Origin of the sequence: Arthrobacter sp. YA7-1 (assembly GCF_025960325.1) — a bacterium.
Taxonomy (GTDB): domain Bacteria; phylum Actinomycetota; class Actinomycetes; order Actinomycetales; family Micrococcaceae; genus Arthrobacter; species Arthrobacter bambusae_A.
Genome location: NZ_CP110114.1, coordinates 1,916,775 through 1,940,565, shown reverse-complemented (window position 1 = coordinate 1,940,565; position 23,791 = coordinate 1,916,775). Strand labels below are relative to the sequence as shown.

The following is a 23,791-nucleotide window of genomic DNA, read 5'->3' as shown; positions in this document are numbered from 1 at the left end:
GAGCAGAGGATGGTGCGTAAAGCACCCGGAACGCGGGAGCCACATTTCATGGAGGCGGACAAAGTCATGAAAAAACCAATCGTTGTCGGCGTCGTTGACACCCAGGCGAGCCGGGCCGCGCTGGCTTGGGCAATGAACCGGGCGGCACGACGGAAACTCCCGGTGCTGCTCGTTCACGCCGTCGACACTCGATGGCTCGACGAATCAGCCCATTCCAGCGAGGTGACCAAGGCCGCAGCAAACGAACTGCTGAGCAAAACCGCAGCATATGCCGGCGAATTGGAGCCATCGGTTCAGTTAAAAACCGTGCTGTTCCCCGGCAGCCCCGGGCAGGCACTCAGGAAGCAATCCAAAGGAGCCTCGATGGTAGTCATCGGAACCGGGCACAACTGGCCCGGAGGACCCGTCGCTGACAGGGCACTGCAGATCGCCGCCGTCGCCCAGTGCCCTGTGGCAGTAGTCGGGGAACAGAACATGACAGAGCGCCGCGGCATCGTGGTCGGCGCTGACGGTTCCGAAGAATCAACGCAAGCAGTTTCCTTCGCCGCCGCCGAAGCGGACAGGGACAACCAGGACCTGACAGTAGTTCACGCCGTCCCCGCGCCGCCGCTCATCCACCGCGCCATGCCAGCGGCCGACGTCGCCGAGGACATCCTGGAAGAAGAACGAATCGTCCTCGCCGAAACCGTCGCCGGTCTGGCCGAAAACTACCCCGACCTGATTGTCCACCAGGTTCTGGTATCCAACAACGAACCAGCGGAAGCACTCACGGAAGCCGCAGCCAACGCCACCATGCTGGTACTGGGAAGCCGCGGAAGAGGCAGCTTCAAACGCCTCCTCATGGGATCGACCGCCCACACCGTACTCAGATCCCTGCCCTGCCCAACCGTCATTACCCGCGTACGACGGGCGAAACTCACGGGTTAGACATCCAGCCCAGTCACTACCAACCGCCGAGCCGCTTCCCGTTTCCTCCTGGTCCTCCGAACGCCAAGGAGGCGACTATCCCTCCCCCTTCCCGCGTTGGAACGCCCTCACTGCTTCGCTCACCGTTGGGTGGAAATGCTCGGAGGAGAAACGCGAGCCCATGCCGTATTGCAGCAATTTGTCTTTGACCGGGCCTTTGAGCTCGGCGAACACCAAGTCCACGCCGCGCCGGTCCAGCCATTCGTCAAGCTCCACCAACTCGTCCAGTGCCGTCGTGTCGATCCCCGTCACGGGTTCTGCTGCCAGCACCACGCGCTCTATGCCGTCCGCCGCCTTGTCCAGTTCGTTGCGTACGAATGACCCCAGCAAGGCTCCGTTGCCAAAGAACAGCGGTGCGTCGAAGCGCAGGATCAACAGACCGGGGATGCGTTCCCCTTCCGGATGACGGCTCACGTCGTGGTACCCCGGCACCCCGGGCACGTCGACCAGTTCAGTGCGGTAGGGGTCCCAGGCTCGCCGCAGGAAATCCAACAGGGCCAAGCCGATGGCAACGGCGATGCCCGGGAGGACGCCAAGTATGGTGACCCCCAGAAATGCCGCGAGCATCACCAACGATTCGCTGCGGCTCATGCCGATAAGCCGTCGCACACCACCTGGGTCGGCTATACCTGAGGCGGCAGCGATGACAATGGCTGCAAGGGTTGCTGCGGGCAGGAAGTCCGTGACGCCCGGCGCCACGAGCATGAATCCGAGCACGAGCACTGCACCTACTACCCCTGTGAGCTGGGACTTTGCGCCGGACTCGACTGCCACCGGGGTGCGGGAGGTGCTGGCCGACACGGGGAAGCCGCCCAGTAGCCCGCTGGCAGCGTTCGCCGCACCCAAGGCTGCCATTTCATGGTTGCCGGATACTTTGCTCCCCTCTGCGGCCGCCAAGGATTGGGACAGTGTTCCGGTATCAACGAAGACGATGAGGGCGATCGCCGCGGCGGCGGGCAAAAGCGCCAGCACGTCAGGCCAGCCAATTCCGCCCAGGGCCGGCGCAGGGAGGCCCCGAGGGAGGGCGCCGGTGACCTGCAAACGCCCGTGGAGTCCCAGCAGGGCAACTGCCATGCAGGCCACAACAACCGCAACAAGCACACCCGGAACTTTCCATTTCAGCCAGCGGGGAATCAAGATGAGCACCAGCGAGACCACGCCGAGCAGCAGTGCCGTCACACTGGCTTCGCCGGCAAACACCTTCGGCACGACGGCGATGAGTCTTTCCCAAGGGGTGCCCCCGTCCACGGAAATCCCCAGGAAGGTGGGAAGCTGGGACACGGCTACCAGCAATGCGATCCCGTTGAGATAGCCGAGCCGGATGGGCTTCGACAACAGTCCCGTGACGATTCCCAGCCTCAGCGCCGCCCCGAACAGCAAAATGCCGCCGATCAGCATGGCCAGGAGGCCCGCGAGCGCAACGGATTTCTGCTGGCTATCCCTGGCCAGTGGAACCAAGGCTGCAGCGATCAAAGGGGCAAGCGCGGAATCCGGCCCCAACACCATCACACGCGATGGCCCGAACACCGCGTAGGCAATCAAGGGCACGACCGTGGCGTACAGACCGTTCACCGGTGGAAGACCGGCCGCCTGGGCATACGCCATTCCCGCAGGGACCAAGATCGCGAAGAGAGCGGCGCCGGCCGCCAGATCGTGGCGCAGCCACTCGATCCTGTAGCCGCGAAGGGCTGGCGGGACCGCCCAGAATGGATACGTTCCGGATGGGCGCATATTCCGATCATGTCCCATCATGCCCTTGCCCGCCATCCATGATCGGTGGCCGCGAAGACGGCCGGCACGCAGAAACCATGCCGATGGACAGGTCCGCACATCATCACATCGGCACTTCCATGGAGCAGACGTAGGTGTGGACACTGCAAGCTCGTGGGTCAATGCCGCTGTTCGCCGTCGGGCTGGGTGGCGGCCTGCCCTAGATGATGTGCACGCCGGCGAATGCCAGCGCTGCGATCAGACCCCAGGAGAGCATCGCTGCCATGATGGCCCTGCCGCTGGTCTGGAGCAGGGCCCGGACCTGCACTGATGCGCCAAGCCCGAACAGGGCTGCTGCGAGCAGCAGGTCCTGGACCGTGCCGGCAGCTTCCAGGACAACAGGCGGCAGGATGCCGAGCGTCCGCAGAATGATCATCGCCATGAACCCCGCCACGAAGAACGGAATCAGCGGAGGAAGCTTGATGCCGGTATCCCCTGCGCCGTTTGCCGTCCGACGGCGGCGGAAGCGTCCCACGAGGGCAGCTCCGGTGACCATCGGAGCAAGCATCAGCACACGGGTGAGCTTGACGATGAGCGCGACGGCAAGGGAAGCCGGGCCCGCCGTCTGCGCCGTTGCCACGACCTGCCCCACATCGTGGACGCTTGCTCCCACCCAATAGCCGAACTGGACAGTATCCAAGCCAAGGGGACCCTTGAGCGCGGGAAGGATCGCGATCGCCAGCGTTCCGCACAGCGTCACGAGGGCGATTGGAACGACGGTGTCGCGGTGATCCGTTTTGGTGACCCCGCTCATGGCGCCGATGGCGGAGGCCCCACAGATGGAAAATCCCGTGGCCAGAAGCAGGGGCTGATCGCCGGGAAGTTTCAGCGCCTTGCCCAGGAGCAGCGTTCCCATGAAGGTCAGCAGCACGATGCCAACCACGATCGCCAGCGTCTTCCAGCCGAGCGCAGCCACATCGAGAAGGCTGAGTTTGAGCCCCAGCAGGACAATGCCCAACCGCATGAACCGCTTGGCGGAAAGCACCAGGCCTGGCTGCAGGACTCCTTCCACGGCCGTACTGATCCCGGGGAGATTCGCACAAAGAATTCCCAGAATCACTGACACCGTCAGGAAGGGCATCACCGGGACGGTCGAATGGATCAGCCACGCGACGACGACAGCGGCCGCGGACGCCGCCAGTCCGGGCAACGATTTGTACCGCAAACCCCGGGGAAGCAGCGCACCCTGCCGTGCGTCCTTTAGGGGTGTGGCAACGTCTAGTCTCATGCTTGTCTGTGATCCTCCCGGAGCCGGCGTGCGCCAGGCCCTGGCTGGATCTCCTCCTCTCCCCCAATTCTCGGCCCGGATCATGTGCTGGGATAGCCGCTTTCTTGGCATAGCGATATATCAATATCGCATCACTATTCTCCCTGTTATATGCTTTGCGCATGGCAAAGTGGCCCGATCTGACCGTGCTCGAACTAGTGGTTGGCGTGGATGATTACGGAAGCCTCAGCGCAGCCAGCCGGCAAGCTGGCCTTGCCCAACCCAACGCGAGCCGATCGATCAGGGTGATGGAGCGCCAGCTGGGCATGACCCTGCTGCAGCGCAGTCCAACAGGCTCCACGCTCACCCCCCAAGGCACAGTCGTGGCCCACTGGGCGCGTAGAATCCTTGCGGAAACACGGCAGATGTTGCAGGCCACCGATTCCCTGCGCGCCGAGAGACGGACCGCACTGACGGTATCCGCAAGCATGACTGTCGCCGAGCACCTGGTACCCGGTTGGCTTGGCACCTTTGGAAGGCTGCACCCCGAAGTGCGAATACACCTGCTTGTCCACAATTCCGCGCAGGTTTTCGAGGATGTGACCAGCGGAGCCTGCGATATCGGCTTCGTGGAATCCCCAACCATCCCCCGCACCCTGCACAGCCTCACCGTGGCGCGCGACGAACTCGTCGTCGTCGTCCACCCCAAACACCCGTGGACCCGACGGCGGGAGCCAATCTCCATTGCCGAGCTGGCATCAACATCATTGCTGGTCCGCGAACCGGGGTCTGGCACCCGGATCACGCTTGACCTCGCATTGGCCGAGTACCCGCGTGCGGCTCCCTTGCTGGAACTTGGCAGCGCGGCCGCCATCCGTACAAGCGTTTTGGCCGGCATGGGTCCTTCAGTGATGAGCACCCTTGCAGTGGCAGACCAAGTAAACACCGGGGAACTAAAGATCGTCCCCGTCCAGGACCTTGTCCTTCATCGGGCGCTGCGTGCGGTGTGGAACGGCCCCCGTCAACTATCAGGTCCAGAAGCAGAGCTCGTGCGGCTCGTTCGTAGCCCAAGAACATCCCGAAACTAAACCTCGGAAACAACGCTCGGGAACCTTCACGTGCTGCGCCGCAGTCAGAGCACACCTGCGCCTGTCCGAGGCCGGCGATAGGATCTCGGCCGCTTGTTGCCAAAACGCTGTGCCCGAGGTGGGTTCGAACCGGGTTCCAGCGCGTCGCCAGGAATGCGGCATTTCGCAGCAGGCACTCGAGGAGACTGCCGGGGTTTCAAGGAAGTTCTTCGTTGCCCTGAGCATGTCGACGGCCATCGCTCCAACGCATCCGCCGACTCAAGGATCGGCCCGCTGACTGGAAGTAGCTCTCGGGCTGGACGCCCATCCGATCACCGTCTCGCCCACCGGCACGGTCGCGGTCCTCACCGCGCCCAGTGCCGGTCCTGCGGTGATCGCGGAACCGAATGCGCCTAGGCGGAGAACAGTGCCGACGCCAACCAGGATGGACGACAGCCCGAATCGGCCGGACCTACGATCTTTCCGCACCGGATCTCCTTCGTCATGCCCGGATATGTCGAAGGAAAACATGCGCAAACTTTCAGCTTGCGCTTCCCGGGCACAACACTGCGACTCGCCGTTTACGGACTCGCTGATCCGTCCAGCGCTGTGCGCGATGTGGTTCCGGTCCAACTCCATTTGGCGCTTCGGTTCGACCATGACGCAGGAGTTCCAACCGCTGTCCAAAGACGGTTCCCGGGCACCCTGTGAAGGGAACTCCGTCTCCGGCAGGCGTTCGATGCCGGCGACATGGCACCACTCACCACAGCCGACACGAAGGGTAACCTCCCGCCATTGTCAGACGAACCCGCAGGTCCCGGCGCATATTCTGAGATCAGCCGAATCCGATCCTGAAGGAAGCCATGCCCGACACCTCACGTCCCTTACGCAAACTTGGATTCCTCACCATCGGCCTTTTCGATCCGGCGGATCCCGCCTCGGGCCACGAATCCACACTACAGATCATCGAACTTGGCGAACGCCTCGGATTCGACAGCGCGTGGCTGCGGCACCGTCACCTGCAGTTCGGAATCTCCTCCCCCATCGCGATAATGGCCGCCGCCAGCCAGCGCACCTCACGGATCGAGCTTGGAACCGCGGTAACCCCGCTGGGCTGGGAAAACCCCTTGCGCCTTGCCGAAGACCTGGCCACCGTGGATCTGCTCGCCGGGGGACGCATCAATCCGGGGCTGAGCGTGGGTGAACCGATGCACTACGACACAGTGAAGCACGAGCTGTACCCGGATTCCTCCGAGCTGGAGGATTTCAGCTACGGGCGCCTGAACCGATTTGCCCGTCTGATCGCGGGGGAAAAGGTGCGGGACTTTTCCGGCAGGCAGGGTGTAGTCGAGGAATTCTCCAACCGCGTCGAGCCGCACTCTGCCGGGCTCCGGGATCGCCTTTGGTATGGGGCGGCCAGCAGGAAGTCGGCCGTCTGGGCCGGGGCAAACGGGTTCAATCTGCTCTCCAGCAGCGTCATCTTTCCGGAAGCGGATCAAGAACCGGACTTTGCCCGAATCCAGCAGTCGCAGATTCGCGCCTTCCGTGAAGCCGCTGAATCGTCAGCCCCGGCCCACGGACAGGCCCGTGTGTCGCAGGGCCTGGTGGTGATCCCAACTGATTCCGCTTCGCCGGGTCAGCGGGACAAATACCGGCGGTATGTCGATGAACGCACCCCCCGCACGCAGGCGCCGCAAGGGGCAAGGGGCATGCTGTTCGCCGCGGATCTGATCGGTACCAGCGACGAGATCGCCGAGCAGCTATACGCACACGCAGGATTTCGAGAAGTCGACGAGGTGGCGTTTGCGCTGCCCTTCAGCTTCGACCACGAGGATTACATCCAGATCCTCACCGACATCGCCACCAAACTCGGTCCAGCTCTGGGATGGACTCCAACCGAAGCCCGGCCCGACCCGCGGTAGGCGTCACAGCCGGCAATCGATCACATGTTGAGCATTCCTGGGACGGTGTGCGCTGCACCGGATCCCACACACCGGCACCCCGCGCCGGATTTTGAGCACTACGGACCCGAACTACGACAACCAGCAGGAGCTCAACTGTGCGGTAGCCTTTCGTCCCATGGTCGATGCGAAGCGGTTCCGAGTACTCCTTGAGGAGGAACGTGACCGCAAGGTTGCGCTCTTGAAAGCCCTCCTTGGGGACATCACGTCGGTAAACGTCGCCAGGCAGGACGCGAACGTCGACGACGAACACGATCCGGAAGGGAGCACGATCGCCTTCGAACTTTCCCAGGCTTCCGCACTCATGGAGCAGAGCCGTGTGGGCCTGGAACAGATCGAGGCCGCTTTGCTGCGGATTGCCAGCGGAAGTTACGGACTGTGCGCCGTGTGCGGCAAGCCCATCGCGGAGGGTCGCCTGGAAGCAAGGCCTTGGACTCCGTATTGCATAGAGCACGCGTCCGGTCAGGGCTAAGCCAAGGCGAATAATTCAAGGAATGCGCCACATCAACGCACAGATCATTTCCCTGCCGCCTTGGACGCTTGTCTGGGCCGCGAGGTAGCAACCGCAGACGAGCACATATGTACCGGACACCAGGGTCCTGACACAAAGAACGAACGGGGACATTCCCCTGACCCGCTCAGCCAGGGGTCTTCAGGTCAATGACTATCTCGTTGCGTCGCATGAACCATGGCTTGAACGGTGGATCAAACCGCGCGAATCGCGGAGTCCCGGCAGGGGTGAGTCCAGCCGCCTTCAAAGCGCTTCTTAGCTTCTCAAGATGGCGCTGATAGCTCACCGCACTCCAGCGCCCGCTGTAACGGATCGCCGCGGCAAGGCTTTCGGGAACTGTCCGCAAGTGCACATTCGGGTCGGTGGGGACGGGCGCGTTCTCGATGGTGAAGCCTTCCGGCAGAACAAAAGCAATCCGGAATTTCCGCTCCTCACCCGGCTGCCTTTCGATTCCCTGCTGCACGACCGGAGCAGTCATCGCGATCTTTTCAGAAGCCGCGTCCTGAACCACCGGCGCTGTCATCGCTACTTTCTGCTTGGAGCGGTTCTCTCCGCTGATATAGGAAAACAGGTAACGGAACGCACGGTTGCCGGCCTCTTCAAAAGTGCCTTCCACAATGACCTCGGCCAGTAGGTGTTCGGGATACTTTCGAACCTCAAAATCGTCGTAGCTTCGCACAATCTGATAGGGCTGCTGCGCCGTCATGGCATCACGGTACTCCGGCGGCGTTGCTCAAGCCATGAAGGTTCCTAAGGGTGGTGAATATTCGGGTGGTTTTCTTGCCCTGAGGCTTCATCCGACCCGCGCCGATCGGGAAACAAACCGTCGTACCCCTGACCCTTTCACGGCCAGCTCATATCACCTCGCCGTGACTGGTTGCCCTGGTCTACCGCAAACGGTCGGCTGCCGATCCAAGCCAGAACCCCAACGGCAGCAAGAAGACCGTGACACGCTTGTCGTACGATTAAATAGTTAGACGATCGAGCTACCTACTTAAGGGAATGACGTGGCCGAGGATACGCGGAAGGTTCACGATGGTTATTGGTACGAATCCGAAGAAGCCGACCCGGGACCGGTTGACCTGCTGAACGCCCTCCGGGACTACCGGGCGTCGGAGGCTGCGATGCGACGACGGACCCGCACCTCGATGGGGATGGGCGAGACGGATTTACTGGCGTTAAGGTACCTGCTCGAAGCCGAACACCAAGAGCGTGCCGTCAGCCCCAAGGAACTGGCAGCCTGGCTGGGCGTCACCTCCGCTTCGATGACGGCACTGATAGACCGGCTCGTGGCGTCCGGAAATGTCCGGCGCGAGCCCCATCCCAGCGATCGCCGGGCCCTGATCCTCCGCCCCACCCCGGGATCCGACCATGAAGTGCGCAGCACCTTGGGTGGAATGCATTCCCGGATGATTGAAGTGGCTCGTTCCTTTGATGCCGGGGAAGTCCGGGTCATCATCGACTTCCTGCGGCGCATGCAAACAGCAGTCGACACCATCGACGAATAAGCTCCTGACCCCGGCTGGACAATCTTAGTAAGCTCACTTATAAATAGTCCATCAAGCTACTTGCTATATGTACTATCCAGGAGATTGTTATGACGGCAGTTATGGAAAGCCCGGACAGCGACGAACTGGATTCGCCGGCTATCGGGGCTCAGCCGGAGGCGGACCATCAGGTTCTCGCGCTGGTGGTCGAAGACCCTGACCGTTTCGACCATCAGGCATACGTCGTTCACGGGCACGGTGGGCACGGACACGGCGCCGGAACGCCGGTGGTCGACAGGCCGTCTCACTGCGGGAGTGCCATGACGCTTAGTCTCGCAGGAGGAACTCCGCCGCAGGCCTGGATATCGGTGGAACCCGAGTGGCCTGAATGGACTTGCGGGTGCGGGTTGCGGATTTTTGCCGAGGTCGGTGATCTGTTAGGTGCCGTGTTATCGGCATCAGCCAGGGTCCAGACGCTGGAACTGCAGATGGAGGCAGCGCGGGCGGCACTGGAACATGCGGTGCACCAGGCTCGTGGTTCGGGGGTGGAGTACGGGGAACTGGCGCTTGCGTCCGGGTTGAACGGTTCCAAGATCGAAACCCTGCTCAGGTGAGCGTCCTGATGCCGGCAGAGCAGGTACCCAGATATCCCCCGGCAATATCCTCAGTGCATTCTTCGCGGACCTCCCTGTGGGACGGGCGTTACCGGCTTGGCCGGCCATTGGGCGGAGGAGCGGAAGCAGACGTCCTGGAGGCCTTTGATACCTGGAACGCCTCTTCTGTGGTACTGAAGATATTCCGTTCCGCGGGATCCCGCAGCGGAGAACCTTTCCTGCGGGAGATCGAATTCCACAGCCGGCTACGGCACCGGAATATTGTCCGCGTCGCCGGGCACGGCCGTCACCAACTTGCCGAGGGCGGCAGGGAGGGGCGTGACTACTTGGTGATGGAGCTAATGGCTGGCGGGGACCTGCGGTCAATCATCAAGAATGGCCCGTCCTGCCCCCCAACCGTCGCGAAATGGGTGGCCGATATCCTGGAAGGACTGGCCCATCTACACCTCAGACGCATCATTCACAACGACGTTAAGCCCGGAAATATCCTCATCGGCGCTTCATCCGGCAACGACACGGCGGGCCCGGCGAAGCTCTCGGATTTCGGAATCGCGACCAGCGGAAGACGCCGCGCGCGGTATCCATCCGCCGGAACACCTCACTACCTGAGCCCGGAAGAGGCCCGCGGCCACCCGCCGACCGCGGCAAGCGACATCTACGCCACCGGGCTAGTCGCTCTTGAATGCCTCACCGGCACCAAAACCTACCCGGGAACACCTTTGGAAACGATGGTCGCCAGGACCTTGCGCGAGCCCCGTGTTCCCGGCACCGTGCCTAGGCGCTGGGCCAGGGTACTGCTCGACATGACAAACCCCGACCCTCTCAAACGGCCCTCAGCCAGGAAAGCCGCCGGAATCATCCTGCGCCTTAGCGAGGCCACCGGCACAGACACATACAACCCGGCACCGGCGCGCAGAACCCACCCACTCCGTCTGCCCAGACAGGCAGGACACATGGAACCACCGGCTGGACCAATCCCGCTCTGATCGAACGAGCAATCGCGAAAGCAATCAAGCCCCCGGGAGTCAAAGGGGGGGGCTGGCTCGCGACCCTGTTGGCTGGCATCGTCGCCGCACTGGTGGACCAGGCCGGGATAGTGGACGTCGCCGGCCGGGGTGACGGGTTCGGCCTGTTCCCGGACTGAAGTATCCACGCACAGTGTAAGGTAAGTATGCTTAGTAATTTGGACAGAAGGCGCCCTCACCGGCCGCATTCGGGTCAGATCCGAGCAGGCGCGTGGGTTCCTGCCGGATTCCGTGTTTGACCAAGCAATAGGAGCACGAATGGACGTTTGGCCAGGATCCGCATACCCGTTGGGTGCCACTTTCGATGGCACGGGAACGAACTTCGCGTTGTTCAGCGAGAAGGCGGAGAAGGTGGAGTTGTGTCTCTTCGACGATGACGGGGAAGAGGTTTCCTACACCGTCAGCGAGGTGGACGGCTATGTTTGGCATTGCTACCTTCCGCATGTCCAGCCCGGACAGAAGTATGGCTACCGGGTGCATGGTCCGTATGATCCTGCCGCCGGGCAGCGGTTCAATCCCAACAAGCTCCTCCTGGATCCTTACGCCAAGGCCATCCACCGGCAGATCGACTGGGATCCGGCGCTTTTCTCGTACAACATGGGTGATCCGGACTCCCGTAACGACAAGGACTCCGCGCCCCACATGATGTTGGGTGTGGTCATCAATCCGTTCTTCGATTGGGACGGTGACCACCTTCCGCGGATCCCGTATCACCGGTCCGTGATTTACGAGGCGCATGTCAAGGGCCTGACCCAGCTGCATCCGGAGGTTCCGGAGGAACAGCGCGGCACCTATGCCGGTGTCGCCCACCCGGCCGTGATTTCCCATCTGCAGAAGCTCGGGGTCACGGCGATCGAGCTGATGCCGGTGCACCAGTTCACGAACGACGGCATCCTGCAGGACAAGGGGTTGAACAATTACTGGGGTTACAACACCATCGGGTTCTTCGCCCCGCACAACAGCTACAGTTCCAAGGGCGATACCGGCCAGCAGGTCCAGGACTTCAAGGCCATGGTGCGTTCCCTTCACCGGGCCGGCATCGAGGTCATTCTTGACGTGGTGTACAACCACACGGCCGAGGGCAACCATTTGGGCCCGACGCTGTCCTTCAAGGGCATCGACAACTCCGCGTACTACCGTCTGATGGATGGTGACGAGAAGCATTACATGGACTACACGGGTACGGGCAACTCGTTGAACGTGCGCAGTCCGCATTCGTTGCAGTTGCTGATGGATTCGCTGCGTTACTGGGTCACGGAAATGCATGTGGATGGTTTCCGCTTCGATCTGGCGTCCACGCTGGCCCGTGAGTTCTATGACGTGGACAAGCTGTCCACGTTCTTCGAACTCATCCAGCAGGATCCGGTGGTCTCCCAGGTCAAGCTGATCGCCGAGCCGTGGGACGTGGGTCCGGGCGGCTACCAGGTGGGCAACTTCCCGCCGCAGTGGACGGAATGGAACGGCAAGTACCGGGACACGGTGCGTGACTTCTGGCGCGGCGAGCCTTCGACCCTGGGCGAGTTCGCCTCGAGGTTGACGGGTTCGGCGGATCTTTACGAGCATTCCGGGCGGCGTCCGGTGGCCTCCATCAACTTCGTCACGGCCCACGACGGCTTCACCTTGGCTGACCTGGTGTCCTACAACGAGAAGCACAACGAGGCCAACGGCGAAGGCAACAACGACGGCGAATCGCACAACCGTTCCTGGAACTGCGGTGTTGAAGGGCCTACGGAGGATCCGAAGGTCCTGGGCCTGCGTGCCCGCCAGCAGCGGAACTTCATCGCCTCCATGCTGTTGTCCCAGGGTGTTCCGATGCTGCTGCATGGTGACGAGCTCGGCCGGACGCAGCGGGGCAACAACAACGGTTACTGCCAGGACTCCGAGCTGACGTGGATCAACTGGGACAGCGTGGACCAGCCGCTGGTGGAGTTCACGGCCGCGGTCAGCGCCTTGCGCGCCAAGCATCCGACCTTCCGGCGCAGCCGCTTCTTCGACGGCAGGCCCGTGCACAGGAGCGAGGGAGAACCGCTTCCGGACATTGTCTGGCTTGACCCGGAGGGAGCCCTCATGCAGCCGGAGGACTGGGACAACGGTTTCGGACGCTCCGTAGGGGTGTTCCTCAACGGTGACGGGATCCGCGGCCGGGACAACCAAGGCCGGCGCATCACGGACGTCAACTTCCTGCTCTACTTCAACGCCCACGACGACGAAGTAAAGTTCGTGCTTCCACCGGATGAATATGCTCCGGCGTGGGACATCCTCATCGATACAGCCGGGGTGGGCGCCGACTCGGGGCCCGTTGAAGCAGACGGCATTGTGTCCCTCGCGGCGAAGTCGCTCGTGGTGCTCCGGGCCCACAGCACACCGGAGGAAGAGCCCGACCACTCCGTAGCCGTCTCGCTCGCCGCGCTCACCCATACGGTCACTGCCGAAACCGCAGCCCTCACAGTCCCGGCGGTGCCCTAACCCAAGACCGCGGCCCGGGAGAAAACGGTGAGGAATGACTGTGAAAGTTACTCACCCCCCTGAAGCCGCCCTAGAGACCGCACCAATGTCAGAAGCGTCCCAAACTCCGGGAGTTGCAGCCGGCCGCCAAGGTAGGGCTGTAAAGGGGAGGAATTCCTGCAAGACATTCTGGACCGGGGATAACGACTGGCCCTAAAGGGTATGCAGGCCGGCATTCTGTCCGCGGCGATCCCCGGCAACTCCCGAAGGCAGGGCGTTGCCGGGGAGCGCGCCCTGAACCCAGGCCGAGCGACGGCCGGTCCGCAGGAGCTCGCTCGCTGTGGCCAGTCGCCATTTCATCTGCTCAACGGCATGATCTTCTCCGTGGTCGGCATTTGAGTGCCCAAGCCATCGTTCGATCAGGGATACCTCCAACCGGTACTCGCCCAGCTCCCTGCACAGCTGGCAAGCGAGCCACGTGACCGCGGCTGGAGGCGGCCCCAACGGGCCCGTATCCTTGTCAGATCCGGCCACCTCTGGCCGGCGGACCCCGAGATCAGCTTCGGCGGCCACAACGCACTCCAAAGCAAGATCCAAGGCCCGACGGAAATCAAAGCACGCCCTGAGGACCTTGACCCGCCGAATCTGCTTCGTATATGACAAGCCCCTCACCAGCAACTCCTTGGCCTCAGGCTTCTCGGCCGAGGAACCAACCCCCGAACTCGATCCCCTCCCTCCGGATTCCACCTGCTGCCGTGGCGAGCGGGCCAAAGGGCCACGCGACGACCGCATATCCTCCCGGCTAGAGCTCCGGGCCGACGCCCATCCCCGATCTTGAATCTTGCTTCACCTCTTGCCTGAAAGACTTAATACTAAGCAAGCTTAGTACTCTCTGAACGGGATCGACGAACCATTCGACTGTTGGCGTTGACCTTTCCGCGTAGGCGCGGACAGATGCCCGGTCGCAAAAAATGAAAAGTACCCTTACTATTTACCGGAGAGCGCGGCGCTGGGGTGGTGAGCTCTTCCTTGATCCATTTCCCGGTGCGGTTCTCCGTGCGAAATCAGTCACCGAAGCGGTGGATGAAGTGTTTATCGAAATAGCTGACGGCCAGGCTACTTGTGCCGGAAATGGAGTTTGTGATGAACGAAGAGCAGGAACTTGAGCCGTTGTCCGCTGAAGAACTGGCCGCGGAAGGCATCACCGCGCTGCCGGCGAAGGAAGTCGCGTCCATCCTTGACCTCAATGCCGACCTAAACCTCGGAATCCAGGCGGCCGCGCCGATCGATCTTGGCGTGGCCGCGAACGCCAACGTCGCGGCACCTATTGATGCGTCCGCGTCGGCCAACGTTCTCTCGGCCGGTTCCACGGCCGCGGGTGTGGCCCATCAGGGCGCACTAATCGATCAGGGTATCAATGCCGACGCGACGGCGAACTCGACGCAGGACAGCAGCATCGGCCACACAGCTCCGCCGGCTGCGGCCGCGCCGGCCCCGGCCGCTCCCGCTGGCGGGACGGTCACTGATCCGACCGCCGCCGTGAACGGGAACCTGCTCAACGTGGATGTAAAACTCGACGCCAACGCCGGTATCGCCGCCCCCATCAACGGCGCCGTTGCCGCCAACGCCAATGTTGCGGCACCGATCAACGCCGGGGTGGCAGCAAACATCGGCGCGATCGATAGCAATGCCGTGGCCGCCGCCCAGCAGGACGCCGTGATCAACCAGCACATCGACGGGGCTGCCACGGCCACGTCGAACCAACACTCGACCCTGCAGCAGTAGTACCCGGTGACGGTGATTCCCGGAGGCCCGCTCGACCCCGCCGACTATGCCAGCTCACCGGACATGGGCGCGGACGAACGCTGCCCGTCCCGTGCGGACGGCGTTGAGCTGATCGGTGAAATGGAAGGATCGGGCTACCGGGAACCGCCGTCTCTGGTGCGCCGGGCAGACGGACAGACCCTTCAGCTGACGCGGCTGCTCTACATGGTGTTGTCTGCAGTGGACGGCCGAACCAGCCCTGCGCAGCTTGCTGAGAGCGTCAGCGAAAAATCCGGGCGCCGGGTCTCCGAGGAGAACGTCCGCACCCTGATCGACTCCCAGCTTCGGCCGTTGGGTCTGCTGATGCGCCCGGACGGCTCACAGCCGGAAGTCAAGAAGTCCAATCCGCTGCTTGGATTGCGCTTCCGTTACGCCGTGACGGATGCCGAGAAAACCAGGCGGCTGACCGCACCATTCGCCCAACTGTTCCATCCACTCATCGCCGTGCCCGTGCTGGGCGCCTTCCTTTTTGTCTGCTGGTGGGTGCTGGCACTCAAAGGGCTAGGATCGGCAACCCACGACGCGTTCGAGAACCCGGCACTGCTGTTGCTTGTAGTCGCCGTGACGATCTTCTCCTCCGGTTTCCATGAATTCGGCCACGCCGCCGCAGCACGTTACGGAGGAGCGACTCCGGGAGCGATGGGCGCAGGCTTGTACCTGTTCTGGCCAGCCTTTTACACGGACGTGACAGACTCATACCGGCTCGGGCGCGCTGGCCGGGTCAGGACCGACCTCGGCGGCCTCTACTTCAACGCTATCGTCACTGTGCTGATCGCCGGGATCTGGTGGGCCACCGGCTACGACGCCCTGCTGCTGGTCGTGCTGACCCAGATCCTGCAGATGCTGCGCCAGCTCACACCTCTGGTCCGTTTCGACGGATACCACGTGCTCGCCGACCTCACCGGCGTACCGGATCTTTTCCAACGGATCAAGCCCACCCTCCTGGGCCTGCTTCCCTGGCGTTGGGGCAGGCCGGAGTCCAAAGCCCTCAAACCGTGGGCCCGCGCCGTCGTCAGCATCTGGGTCCTGATGGTAGTGCCTCTCCTCCTCCTGAGTGTCGTGATGATGATTCTCACGCTCCCGCGCGTGCTCGCCACCGCTGTGGTGAGCATCGCACGCCAGCAGAGCCTCCTCGGCGATGCCTGGGGCCATGGTGACCTGCCTGGCGGCGCGGCGCATATCCTCATGATTCTCGCCGCTGCTCTTCCCATCCTCGGCACAGGCATCGTCCTCGTCAGGATGGTGCGTCAAGGCGCGCGGGCGGTTTGGCGGAAGACCCGGGGCCGTCCAGGCCGACGTGCCGGCGCCGCAGTCGCCGGCGCCCTTGTCTGCGCCCTGCTGATTACGGCGTGGTGGCCCAACGCCTCCACCTACCGGCCAATCCAACGCTATGACCGCGGCACCATCACCGACGCCGTTTCCTTGGTAATGCCCAAACCCAACCGGCTCGTAGACGGAGCGCAGGGAAAGGTGGCAGCCATCTGGCCCTCCGGCAGCGTCAGGCCGACGGCGGACAAGCCGCAACTGGCCATGATACTGATCCCCCGGGCCCCGCAAACAACCGCCGCAGATACCGGCGCCCCCGCCGCAGAGCCCGCCTGGGTCTTCCCCTTCGATAAGCCGTTGCCCCCGGGCGACGGCGGGAACCAGGCATTGGCTGTGAACACCAAAGACGGGTCCGTAACCTATGACGTGGCGTTCGCCCTCGTCTGGGTTGATGACGGCCAGGCGCTCAACAAAAACGAAGCGTATGCCTTCGCCAGTTGTCGGGATTGCGGCGCCGTTGCCATCGGCTTCGAAGTGGTGCTCGTCGTGGGCCACGCGAACGTGATCGTTCCACAGAACCTCGCCGCGGCCGCCAACTACAACTGCGTCCAATGCCTCACCTACGCACTCGCCAACCAGCTGGTCCTGACCCTCGACCGCCCACTGAGCCCAGCAGGAACGGAACAACTGGCGAAAATATGGGACGAAGTCAGAAACTTCGAGGCAAACATCGAAAACATACCCCTGTCAGAGCTGCAGTCCCGCCTAGCTGACTACAAGACCCGCATCGAGCAGATCATCACGCACGACCCCTCCGCAACCCAATCCGCATCCGGGACAACCGCTCCGGCCCCAAGCACCACCACATCCAACACAGCCCCAGCACCCCCCGACGGGGGCACATCTCCCATACCCGGGTCCGCCCCGACACAGGCGCCGGTCCCACAGCAACCGACTCCGGCAGCCTCCCAGCCGGGCACCGCCCAACCGGTACAAACAGCAGTTCCCGCGCCGGCCACCGCCCAGCCGGCACAAACAGCCCCGGCGCCGACACAGGCTCCGGCGACGCCGCCCGCGACCGCGGTACCCGGCAGCTAAAACCACCCCAAATCTCGCCCACCATACTCCCCCGCCAACCGCTTGCAATTTCCCGGAATCAGCTTGGAATCCCGCCCACCGGACCTACCGTCGAATCTCGTCGGCGCCGAAGTGGTGCCTGTAACTGACGATCCACATCAGGAACACCATGAGCGTCCAGGCGGTGCGTTTGTTGCGAATAGGCTTCGACGCCCATGACCGTCGGTGCCGGGCGTGCCAAAGCCGAGGGCGAGCAACCCGACGTCGCGGATGTGGAAACCCGTACCGGTCGATCACCTGCAGGGCATCGGGCGCACCCACTAAGGGAAAGGGGTTACCAAGAATTAATGTGTCGGTGACTCGCCGCTTGGACAGTTTTCACTGTCTCGCCTCGGCGCCGCACAAAGCTGAACCCATGACTGATGACAAGGAACTCTTTAGGACTGGACTCTCGCGTCGCGGCTTCTTCACGGCTGCCGGAGCTTCCAGCGCCGTCGCCGTTTTGGCAGGCGCAACCCCGGCTTCAGCTGCGGACAACAAGGCGATGTTGCCCTCTGCCGTCGGCGACCCGCTGACCACCCCGGTGGTGAACGGACTGCATCTGCAGTTCGGTACCGATGCATCCAGCGAAGTTGTGGTGTCGTGGCACACCTTGCAGCCTGTCAAGCAGGCCCGGGCGATGCTCGGCGAAACCGACGGAAGTTACGGACGGAGCCAGGACGCGGTAGCAACCAGCTACGTCGACGCCAAATCCGGCCAGAAGGTATATGCCTATCACGCGAAACTCACCGAACTCGATCCATCCCACGACTACGTGTATGCAGCCATTCACGACGGCGCGCAGCCAGAGTTTGGTTCTTTCCGTACGGGTCCGCGCGGACGCGGAAAATTCACTTTCACAAGCTTCGGCGACCAAGGCACCCCCACGCTCGGAAAGAAGTCCAGCTCCGGGTCAGGCACGCAGCAATGGGTCAACGACAACCTCGGTTCCCCCGCTGCGGGTGACATGCCGGCCGGCGTCGAACGCGTCCAGCCTCTGTTCCACCTGTTCAACGGCGATCTCTGCTACGCCAATATCTCGCAGAACCGGGTACGGACCTGGACCGACTTCTGGGACAACAACTCACGCAGCGCCCGTCACCGGCCTTGGATGCCCGCCGCAGGAAACCACGAGAACGAACTGGGCAACGGCCCGATCGGATATGCCGCCTACCAGACGTACTTCTCCGTCCCGCCGCAGCCCGGGCAGACCGACCTCACCCGCGGCCTCTGGTACTCCTTCACCGCAGGTTCAGTACGAGTCATCAGCCTTGCCAACGACGATGTCTGCTATCAGGACGGCGGCAACAGCTACGTCAGGGGCTACTCGAAGGGCGCCCAGAAAATCTGGCTCGAAAATGAACTCAGGACGGCAAGGTCCGATAGGAACATCGACTGGGTGGTCGTCTGCATGCACCAAGTTGTCATCAGCACGGCAGGGTCCTTCAACGGAGCCGATCTGGGCATAAGGCAGGAATGGGTGCCGCTGTTCGACAAGTACGGAGTGGACCTGGTTGTCTGCGGGCACGAGCACCACTACGAACGCTCGCACCCGATCCGCGGCCAACAAGCCAACGCAACGCTGACTCCGATTCCGGCGGACACGCACACCGACGTCATCGATACCACCAAAGGGACGGTGCATATGGTCCTGGGCGGGGGCGGAACGTCGGTACCGTCGAACCAGTTGTTCTACAACCCTCCCTCATGCCGTGTCATCACGGGCGTTGGCGCACCCGACCCCACAACAAATAAGCGGCCACCGGTCTACGTCCAGGAAGACGCTCCGTGGTCGGGACAGCGCGATGCCGCGAACTCCTATGGTTTCGCGGCCTTCAGCATCGACCCCGGCACCGAACCCGGAGGGACAACGAAGATGGAGGTTACCTACTACAACGTAACCGGCCCCCAAGGACAGCTCGCATCCTTCGAATCCTTCACGCTCCAGCGCCCCCGGTCCGATTCACACCAACAAGGCGGCAACGGGAACAAGGACCGAAGCTAAGCCGATCAGCGTCGCCAAAACAACTCTTCAAAGTCGACTGCCGTCAGTATTAGTCTCAAACCTACTCCTTGGGCCTTTTCTCATGGGACTGTCCGGGATTGTCCAGGAGGCTCTATCCGGCCTTGGATCAGGACGTCGCCGCAGTCGCATCGTCGCCACCTTCTTGGTGAAGCTCCGCCAGGGATAGGAACATCAAGAACGGCCCTTGTTCCGTGTAGCGTTCGCGGATCTGAGCTCCGCCTCAAGACGGCGGTTGTCGGCCTCCAACACAAGGACCATCCGGATGCCCGCCAGGTTCAACCCCGATTCCAGCAGCTCACCGATCCGCCGCAATATCACGAGATCGTCCTCGCTGTACTGGCGGGTCCCGCCCAGGGTCCTGCCCGGTTCCAACAAGCCCTTGCGTTCGTAGAGGCGCAGGTTCTGCTGACCCGTCCCCACCAGTTCGGCGGCGACGGAAATCGCGTACACGCCCCTCCCCCGGTCCTCGGCCTGCCCCATCGGGTACCTCCAAAATCCTTCAAAAATCAGGCTTGCCCTGATCCATTCATGGTGCTATAAGAAATATATACCAGCCACCATAGATCGGCTGGGTTGACAACAAAAACTTCGATCCGCAAGGAGTGACACACCATGCTGATGCGAACGGATCCGTTCCGTGAATTCGACCGGCTGGCCGAGCAGGTGCTCGGCACCACGGCACGGCCGGCGGCGATGCCGATGGACGCCTGGCGCGAAGGCGAGGACTTCGTAGTCGCCTTCGATCTGCCCGGAGTCAACGTGGACTCGGTGGACATCGACGTCGAACGCAACGTCCTGACTGTCAAGGCCGAACGCCCGGACCCCGTCGGCGAGGGCACCGAAATGATTGCCTCCGAACGTCCCCGCGGCGTCTTCAGCCGCCAGCTCATCCTCGGCGACGCGCTGGACACGAACGGTGTCAAAGCAAGCTACGACGCCGGAGTCCTGACCCTGCGCATCCCGGTGGCGGAGAAAGCAAAGCCGCGCCGCATCGAAATCGAAACCGCCGGAAAACAGCGCCAGGAAATCAGCGCCTGACCCTCGGCGCAGCCTCCCGGACCGGGAGCACCCCATCGGCCCACCACACGCAAAGGGCGGTCGAGTTCACAGACCACGCCACAGCGCAGCCAGCGCACGGATGGATGAGGCCCCGAGGATGACTCCCGCAACGATGGTCCCCGGCCGAACAGGCCGGGGACCATCCCCCCGCCCACGAGAACACCCCGCATCTAAAACAGCCGCCCGCCGGACGGTCCCCGGGAATGCCGGTCCCGCAACGGCCATGTCCGCCAACCGGCCACGTGCTGATCCTGCAGATCAGGCGCTGAGAGCCGGAAAACCGCACAAGTCCAAGGAGCCCCCATGAGTGCCTGGCGCCCGTACGACAGCCAGTTGATGCCCGCGTTCTACGAACGCTTCGAGAAGAGATGGGGCAAAGGAACAGCGCCGTTCCTGGACCCCGAAACACACGAACAACCCATGCCCAGGGCTCAATGGATCAACCCCGACACCGGCGCCGCGGTCGCGGTCGTCCCCATCTGGACCGAGGACCCCCAGCACCGCTCGTTCGGCGTGTTCTACCTTCCCCCGGCCGGCGATATATGGGTCCTGCGACCCGGGTACACGAACTACCTCGAGACCGACACCAGGAACACCGAGCAAGCCAGCCTGCGCAACGACGCCTTCCGAAAAGCCGTCGCACACGCCAAAGAATTCATCTACGGAACCCAACCCTGACTCTTCGGGAACACACCATGACCCCTCCACAGACCAGCCAGTTCCTTCGGGACTGCATTGTTCACGATGACGCAAGCGACTCGGGGATCAACGTCGACGCGCTCTGCGGGCAATTCGTCAGCTGGTGTTCCTTGTCCAGCCGAGGGCCTCGTGCCGGTCCGCCGCCCCGGCGTCCACGGGCGCATAGACAACATCCGCGCCCTCGACGAAGGCTTCCTCCGCCAGGCGGGCCAGAACCGCGGCCTCGTGATCGGGCGCCACAGCGTCGCCGTCCACTGCGCACCGGGCCGACGACAGCGAATCCATCTCCAAACGCCGCCCGGCCCCGCGCCAAGGGGCGGTCGACGCGGGTCAGCTCTACGACGTCGTCAGCCTCCAAGGGCGCCTCGAACACCCCGGGTTACCAGCGCGAATGGATCATCTCGCGGAAGTACGTGTCGTAGATTTCCCTGACTCTGTTCTCGAAGTCCGGTCCTAGGTGGTCCAGTAGTTGGGCGGAGGCGGCGTTAGTGCGGGCTTGTCCGGGGTTTCGGGCCCCTGGTATGACAGTGCTGACTCCATCGCGTGCCGCTATCCAGGCGATGGCCGCCTGGGCTGTCGTTGCTCCGGACGGCACAATTTTTTTGAATTCTTCCACCGCTTTGAGGCCCTGTTCGAAGTCAACTCCGGAGAAGGTCTCTCCGACGTCGAATGCTGCACCGTTCCGGTTGTATTTCCGGTGGTCATTTTCGGCAAAGACTGTGTCCTTGGAGTACTTGCCCGAGAGCAGGCCGGAGGCCAGAGGGACCCTGGCGATGATGCCGACTCCGGCGTTCTTCGCCGCGGGCAGGACCTCGTCCAAGGGTTTCAGTCTGAAGGCGTTCAGAATGATCTGGACGGTCGCCGTGCCGTGCTTGATGGCCTCGAGTGCTTCGTCGGTCCGCTCAACGCTGACGCCGTATTCCTTGATTGCGCCTTCATTGACGAGCGTCTCCAGCGCATCGTAAACTTCCGGGCGGCTGTAAACCGGGGTCGGTGGGCAGTGCAGCTGCACCAGGTCCAGGCACTCCGTCCGGAGGTTCCGCCTGGAACGGTCAACCCATTGCCGGAAGTTGGCCAATGTGTAGTTTTCCGGTTTCTGTTCCAGGCGCCGCCCGATTTTGGTAGCTACTGCGATGTCCAGCCCGGGGTTGGCAGCGAGGAACGTGCCGATGGCTTGCTCACTCCGCCCGTCGCCGTAGACATCGGCAGTATCAAAGAAGGTCACCCCGGAATCCACTGCGGCTTCCAGGATGTCGTTGGCATCCTTCAGATCCACGTTGCCCCAGTCGGCACCAAGCTGCCATGTGCCCAGCCCCACAAGGGAGACGGAGCGCCCTGTCTTGCCCAATACTCGCTGCTTCATCCTTCGACTATAACCACGGCACAACTGCCCCGTCCGCATGGAAGGGGGACAGCTGATCCTAGGACCCGAAGGGCCAGCCACGCCTGGACAAAAGATCCCGTCAGAAGCGTAGTCTCGGAAACGGCTACAGACACAGGGGCCACTCATGGAACGACGTGGTCAGGGCCCTGGGTACCGCCACAAGGCCGGCTACTTCACGGACGAGAGAAAGTGCGTCAGCAAAAAATGGAATTCAGGTACCTTGGCAACTCCGGCTTCAAGATCTCGGAAATCACGTTCGGCAACTGGCTGACCCATGGCTCCCAGGTCGAGAACGACACCGCCACCGCATGCGTCCGAGCAGCGCTCGACGCCGGAATCAGCACCTTCGACACAGCCGATGTCTATGCCAACACCGCGGCCGAGACTGTCCTTGGCAACGCTCTGAACGGCGAACGGCGGGAATCGCTGGAGATCTTCACGAAGGTCTTCGGTCCCACAGGGCCCAAGGGCCACAATGATCTCGGGCTCTCCCGCAAGCACATCACGGAATCCATCAACGGCTCCCTCAGGCGCCTGCAGACAGACTACGTGGACCTCTATCAGGCCCACCGCTACGATTTCGAGACACCGCTGGAAGAAACCATGCAGGCCTTCGCGCACATCGTGCGGCAAGGCAAAGCACTGTACATCGGCGTGAGCGAATGGACAGCGGAGCAGATCCGTCACGGCCACGCACTGGCCAAGGATCTGGGATTCCAGCTGATATCCAACCAGCCGCAGTACTCGATGCTCTGGAGGGTCATCGAGGCCGAAGTGGTGCCGACGTCCGAAGAACTCGGCCTCTCCCAGATCGTGTGGTCTCCCATGGCCCAGGGCGTACTGAGTGGCAAGTACGCGCCCGGGAAACCTGCTCCCGAGGGCAGCCGCGCCACAGACACCAAGGGCGGAGCGCAGATGATCAAACGTTGGATGTCAAACGAGGTCCTGACCGGGGTCCAGAAGCTCAAACCGATCGCGGAAGAAGCCGGACTGACCATGGCTCAGCTCAGCATCGCATGGGTCCTGCAGAACCAGAACGTGGCCTCGGCCATCACGGGCGCGTCCCGGCCCGAGCAGGTCGCGGCCAACGTGGCGGCATCGGGAGTGAAACTGGATCAGGAGATCATGGACAAAATCGACGCCGCGATCGGCGCCCTCGCCGAACGCGACCCCGCCCGGACCAAAGATTCCTCACCCGCCACCCGGGAAGCATAGGCACCGAACGGTAGGGGACGGCCGGCCACCCACGTTACTTCCTGGATCTTCCACTCGGGAATCACCAGATTGCGCCCCTGCTTAGCTTTTCGGTTTTTTCCAACCGAGCGGGGGCGTCAATGGCGCTGCCGTACCAGGTCCGCCAATGT

21 protein-coding genes are annotated in these 23,791 nt (G+C 62.7%); 14 read left to right on the top strand and 7 right to left on the bottom strand.

Going from position 1 to position 23,791, the window contains the following annotated elements:
• Window positions 1–66 precede the first annotated feature (66 nt).
• A complete protein-coding gene (locus tag OIT41_RS08990; protein ID WP_241708344.1) occupies window positions 67–927 on the top strand; it encodes a universal stress protein in 861 nt (286 codons plus the stop codon).
• 75 nt (window positions 928–1,002) lie between these two features.
• On the opposite strand, the gene OIT41_RS08985 is transcribed toward OIT41_RS08990, so the two are convergent.
• Together OIT41_RS08985 and OIT41_RS08980 are read right to left on the bottom strand one after the other, a co-directional pair.
• Window positions 1,003–2,697, bottom strand: a complete 1,695-nt coding sequence (locus OIT41_RS08985; protein WP_241708343.1) for a SulP family inorganic anion transporter — start codon at window positions 2,695–2,697, stop codon at window positions 1,003–1,005.
• Window positions 2,698–2,896: 199 nt separating this feature from the next.
• Complete coding sequence (locus OIT41_RS08980) at window positions 2,897–3,964, bottom strand: YeiH family protein (RefSeq protein WP_241708342.1); 1,068 nt, start codon at window positions 3,962–3,964, stop codon at window positions 2,897–2,899.
• Window positions 3,965–4,125: 161 nt separating this feature from the next.
• Between OIT41_RS08980 and OIT41_RS08975 the strand changes: the two genes are divergently transcribed.
• The 3 genes from OIT41_RS08975 to OIT41_RS08965 all read left to right on the top strand — a co-directional run bounded on the left by OIT41_RS08975 (window position 4,126) and on the right by OIT41_RS08965 (window position 7,443).
• Window positions 4,126–5,031 (top strand): LysR family transcriptional regulator, encoded by a 906-nt coding sequence (locus tag OIT41_RS08975; RefSeq protein WP_241708341.1) that lies wholly within the window; start codon window positions 4,126–4,128, stop codon window positions 5,029–5,031.
• Window positions 5,032–5,873: 842 nt separating this feature from the next.
• Window positions 5,874–6,932, top strand: a complete 1,059-nt coding sequence (locus OIT41_RS08970) for an LLM class flavin-dependent oxidoreductase (RefSeq protein WP_241708340.1) — start codon at window positions 5,874–5,876, stop codon at window positions 6,930–6,932.
• 157 nt (window positions 6,933–7,089) lie between these two features.
• Window positions 7,090–7,443 (top strand): TraR/DksA family transcriptional regulator, encoded by a 354-nt coding sequence (locus tag OIT41_RS08965; protein WP_241708339.1) that lies wholly within the window; start codon window positions 7,090–7,092, stop codon window positions 7,441–7,443.
• 166 nt (window positions 7,444–7,609) lie between these two features.
• On the opposite strand, the gene OIT41_RS08960 is transcribed toward OIT41_RS08965, so the two are convergent.
• Window positions 7,610–8,188, bottom strand: a complete 579-nt coding sequence (locus OIT41_RS08960; protein ID WP_264637851.1) for an SOUL family heme-binding protein — start codon at window positions 8,186–8,188, stop codon at window positions 7,610–7,612.
• 301 nt (window positions 8,189–8,489) lie between these two features.
• Here OIT41_RS08960 and OIT41_RS08955 point away from each other — a divergent pair, with 301 nt between their 5' ends.
• The 4 genes from OIT41_RS08955 (at window position 8,490) to glgX (ending at window position 13,074) form a co-directional block, all read left to right on the top strand.
• Window positions 8,490–8,990, top strand: coding sequence for a MarR family winged helix-turn-helix transcriptional regulator (locus OIT41_RS08955; RefSeq protein WP_241708337.1), 501 nt, complete (start codon window positions 8,490–8,492; stop codon window positions 8,988–8,990).
• Window positions 8,991–9,079: 89 nt separating this feature from the next.
• A complete protein-coding gene (locus OIT41_RS08950) occupies window positions 9,080–9,583 on the top strand; it encodes a hypothetical protein (protein ID WP_264637850.1) in 504 nt (167 codons plus the stop codon).
• Window positions 9,580–10,569, top strand: a complete 990-nt coding sequence (locus OIT41_RS08945; RefSeq protein WP_264637849.1) for a serine/threonine-protein kinase — start codon at window positions 9,580–9,582, stop codon at window positions 10,567–10,569. Before OIT41_RS08950 ends, OIT41_RS08945 begins: the two co-directional genes overlap by 4 nt.
• 297 nt (window positions 10,570–10,866) lie before the next feature.
• A complete protein-coding gene (gene glgX / locus OIT41_RS08935; protein WP_264637848.1) occupies window positions 10,867–13,074 on the top strand; it encodes a glycogen debranching protein GlgX in 2,208 nt (735 codons plus the stop codon).
• 192 nt (window positions 13,075–13,266) lie between these two features.
• Here glgX and OIT41_RS08930 read toward each other — a convergent pair whose 3' ends face one another.
• Window positions 13,267–13,725 carry a hypothetical protein gene (locus OIT41_RS08930; protein ID WP_264637847.1) on the bottom strand — a complete coding sequence of 153 codons (459 nt, stop codon included), beginning with the start codon at window positions 13,723–13,725 and terminating at the stop codon, window positions 13,267–13,269.
• A 471-nt stretch (window positions 13,726–14,196) separates the two neighbouring features.
• Between OIT41_RS08930 and OIT41_RS08925 the strand changes: the two genes are divergently transcribed.
• The 3 genes from OIT41_RS08925 (at window position 14,197) to OIT41_RS08915 (ending at window position 19,264) form a co-directional block, all read left to right on the top strand.
• On the top strand, window positions 14,197–14,838 hold the full coding sequence (locus tag OIT41_RS08925; protein ID WP_241711011.1) for a peptidoglycan-binding protein: 642 nt from the start codon (window positions 14,197–14,199) through the stop codon (window positions 14,836–14,838).
• A 6-nt stretch (window positions 14,839–14,844) separates the two neighbouring features.
• Entirely contained in the window at window positions 14,845–17,241 is a 2,397-nt protein-coding gene (locus OIT41_RS08920) for a hypothetical protein (protein WP_319801846.1), read from the top strand.
• A gap of 394 nt (window positions 17,242–17,635) precedes the next feature.
• Window positions 17,636–19,264, top strand: coding sequence for a fibronectin type III domain-containing protein (locus OIT41_RS08915; protein WP_264637845.1), 1,629 nt, complete (start codon window positions 17,636–17,638; stop codon window positions 19,262–19,264).
• A gap of 192 nt (window positions 19,265–19,456) precedes the next feature.
• Here OIT41_RS08915 and OIT41_RS08910 read toward each other — a convergent pair whose 3' ends face one another.
• Window positions 19,457–19,765, bottom strand: a complete 309-nt coding sequence (locus tag OIT41_RS08910) for a MerR family transcriptional regulator (RefSeq protein ID WP_264637844.1) — start codon at window positions 19,763–19,765, stop codon at window positions 19,457–19,459.
• Between the two features lie 132 nt (window positions 19,766–19,897).
• On the opposite strand from OIT41_RS08910, the gene OIT41_RS08905 reads away from it, so the two are divergent.
• The gene (locus OIT41_RS08905) at window positions 19,898–20,323 is read left to right on the top strand and encodes an Hsp20/alpha crystallin family protein (RefSeq protein ID WP_264637843.1); all 426 of its coding nucleotides are present in this window, start codon (window positions 19,898–19,900) and stop codon (window positions 20,321–20,323) included.
• A gap of 324 nt (window positions 20,324–20,647) precedes the next feature.
• Complete coding sequence (locus tag OIT41_RS08900) at window positions 20,648–21,022, top strand: hypothetical protein (protein ID WP_241710962.1); 375 nt, start codon at window positions 20,648–20,650, stop codon at window positions 21,020–21,022.
• Window positions 21,023–21,139: 117 nt separating this feature from the next.
• Here the strand turns inward: OIT41_RS08900 and OIT41_RS08895 are convergent, their stop codons facing one another.
• Both OIT41_RS08895 and OIT41_RS08890 read right to left on the bottom strand, forming a co-directional pair.
• On the bottom strand, window positions 21,140–21,328 hold the full coding sequence (locus OIT41_RS08895; protein ID WP_264637842.1) for a hypothetical protein: 189 nt from the start codon (window positions 21,326–21,328) through the stop codon (window positions 21,140–21,142).
• Window positions 21,329–21,422: 94 nt separating this feature from the next.
• Entirely contained in the window at window positions 21,423–22,406 is a 984-nt protein-coding gene (locus tag OIT41_RS08890; protein WP_264637841.1) for an aldo/keto reductase, read from the bottom strand.
• Window positions 22,407–22,631: 225 nt separating this feature from the next.
• On the opposite strand from OIT41_RS08890, the gene OIT41_RS08885 reads away from it, so the two are divergent.
• Window positions 22,632–23,642 (top strand): aldo/keto reductase family protein, encoded by a 1,011-nt coding sequence (locus OIT41_RS08885; RefSeq protein WP_264637947.1) that lies wholly within the window; start codon window positions 22,632–22,634, stop codon window positions 23,640–23,642.
• The last annotated feature ends 149 nt before the right edge of the window (window positions 23,643–23,791 follow it).

What these genes read in the sequence shown, in the direction of transcription:
- OIT41_RS08980 (WP_241708342.1), bottom strand. Translation starts at nt 3,964, where the DNA reads ATGAGACTAGACGTTGCCACACCCCTAAAGGACGCACGGCAGGGTGCG.
- glgX (WP_264637848.1), top strand. Translation starts at nt 10,867, where the DNA reads ATGGACGTTTGGCCAGGATCCGCATACCCGTTGGGTGCCACTTTCGAT.
- OIT41_RS08885 (WP_264637947.1), top strand. Translation starts at nt 22,632, where the DNA reads ATGGAATTCAGGTACCTTGGCAACTCCGGCTTCAAGATCTCGGAAATC.
- OIT41_RS08960 (WP_264637851.1), bottom strand. Translation starts at nt 8,188, where the DNA reads ATGACGGCGCAGCAGCCCTATCAGATTGTGCGAAGCTACGACGATTTT.
- OIT41_RS08900 (WP_241710962.1), top strand. Translation starts at nt 20,648, where the DNA reads ATGAGTGCCTGGCGCCCGTACGACAGCCAGTTGATGCCCGCGTTCTAC.
- OIT41_RS08915 (WP_264637845.1), top strand. Translation starts at nt 17,636, where the DNA reads ATGACTGATGACAAGGAACTCTTTAGGACTGGACTCTCGCGTCGCGGC.
- OIT41_RS08905 (WP_264637843.1), top strand. Translation starts at nt 19,898, where the DNA reads ATGCTGATGCGAACGGATCCGTTCCGTGAATTCGACCGGCTGGCCGAG.
- OIT41_RS08970 (WP_241708340.1), top strand. Translation starts at nt 5,874, where the DNA reads ATGCCCGACACCTCACGTCCCTTACGCAAACTTGGATTCCTCACCATC.
- OIT41_RS08985 (WP_241708343.1), bottom strand. Translation starts at nt 2,697, where the DNA reads ATGCGCCCATCCGGAACGTATCCATTCTGGGCGGTCCCGCCAGCCCTT.
- OIT41_RS08975 (WP_241708341.1), top strand. Translation starts at nt 4,126, where the DNA reads ATGGCAAAGTGGCCCGATCTGACCGTGCTCGAACTAGTGGTTGGCGTG.
- OIT41_RS08990 (WP_241708344.1), top strand. Translation starts at nt 67, where the DNA reads ATGAAAAAACCAATCGTTGTCGGCGTCGTTGACACCCAGGCGAGCCGG.
- OIT41_RS08950 (WP_264637850.1), top strand. Translation starts at nt 9,080, where the DNA reads ATGACGGCAGTTATGGAAAGCCCGGACAGCGACGAACTGGATTCGCCG.
- OIT41_RS08925 (WP_241711011.1), top strand. Translation starts at nt 14,197, where the DNA reads ATGAACGAAGAGCAGGAACTTGAGCCGTTGTCCGCTGAAGAACTGGCC.
- OIT41_RS08895 (WP_264637842.1), bottom strand. Translation starts at nt 21,328, where the DNA reads ATGGATTCGCTGTCGTCGGCCCGGTGCGCAGTGGACGGCGACGCTGTG.
- OIT41_RS08890 (WP_264637841.1), bottom strand. Translation starts at nt 22,406, where the DNA reads ATGAAGCAGCGAGTATTGGGCAAGACAGGGCGCTCCGTCTCCCTTGTG.
- OIT41_RS08910 (WP_264637844.1), bottom strand. Translation starts at nt 19,765, where the DNA reads ATGGGGCAGGCCGAGGACCGGGGGAGGGGCGTGTACGCGATTTCCGTC.
- OIT41_RS08965 (WP_241708339.1), top strand. Translation starts at nt 7,090, where the DNA reads ATGGTCGATGCGAAGCGGTTCCGAGTACTCCTTGAGGAGGAACGTGAC.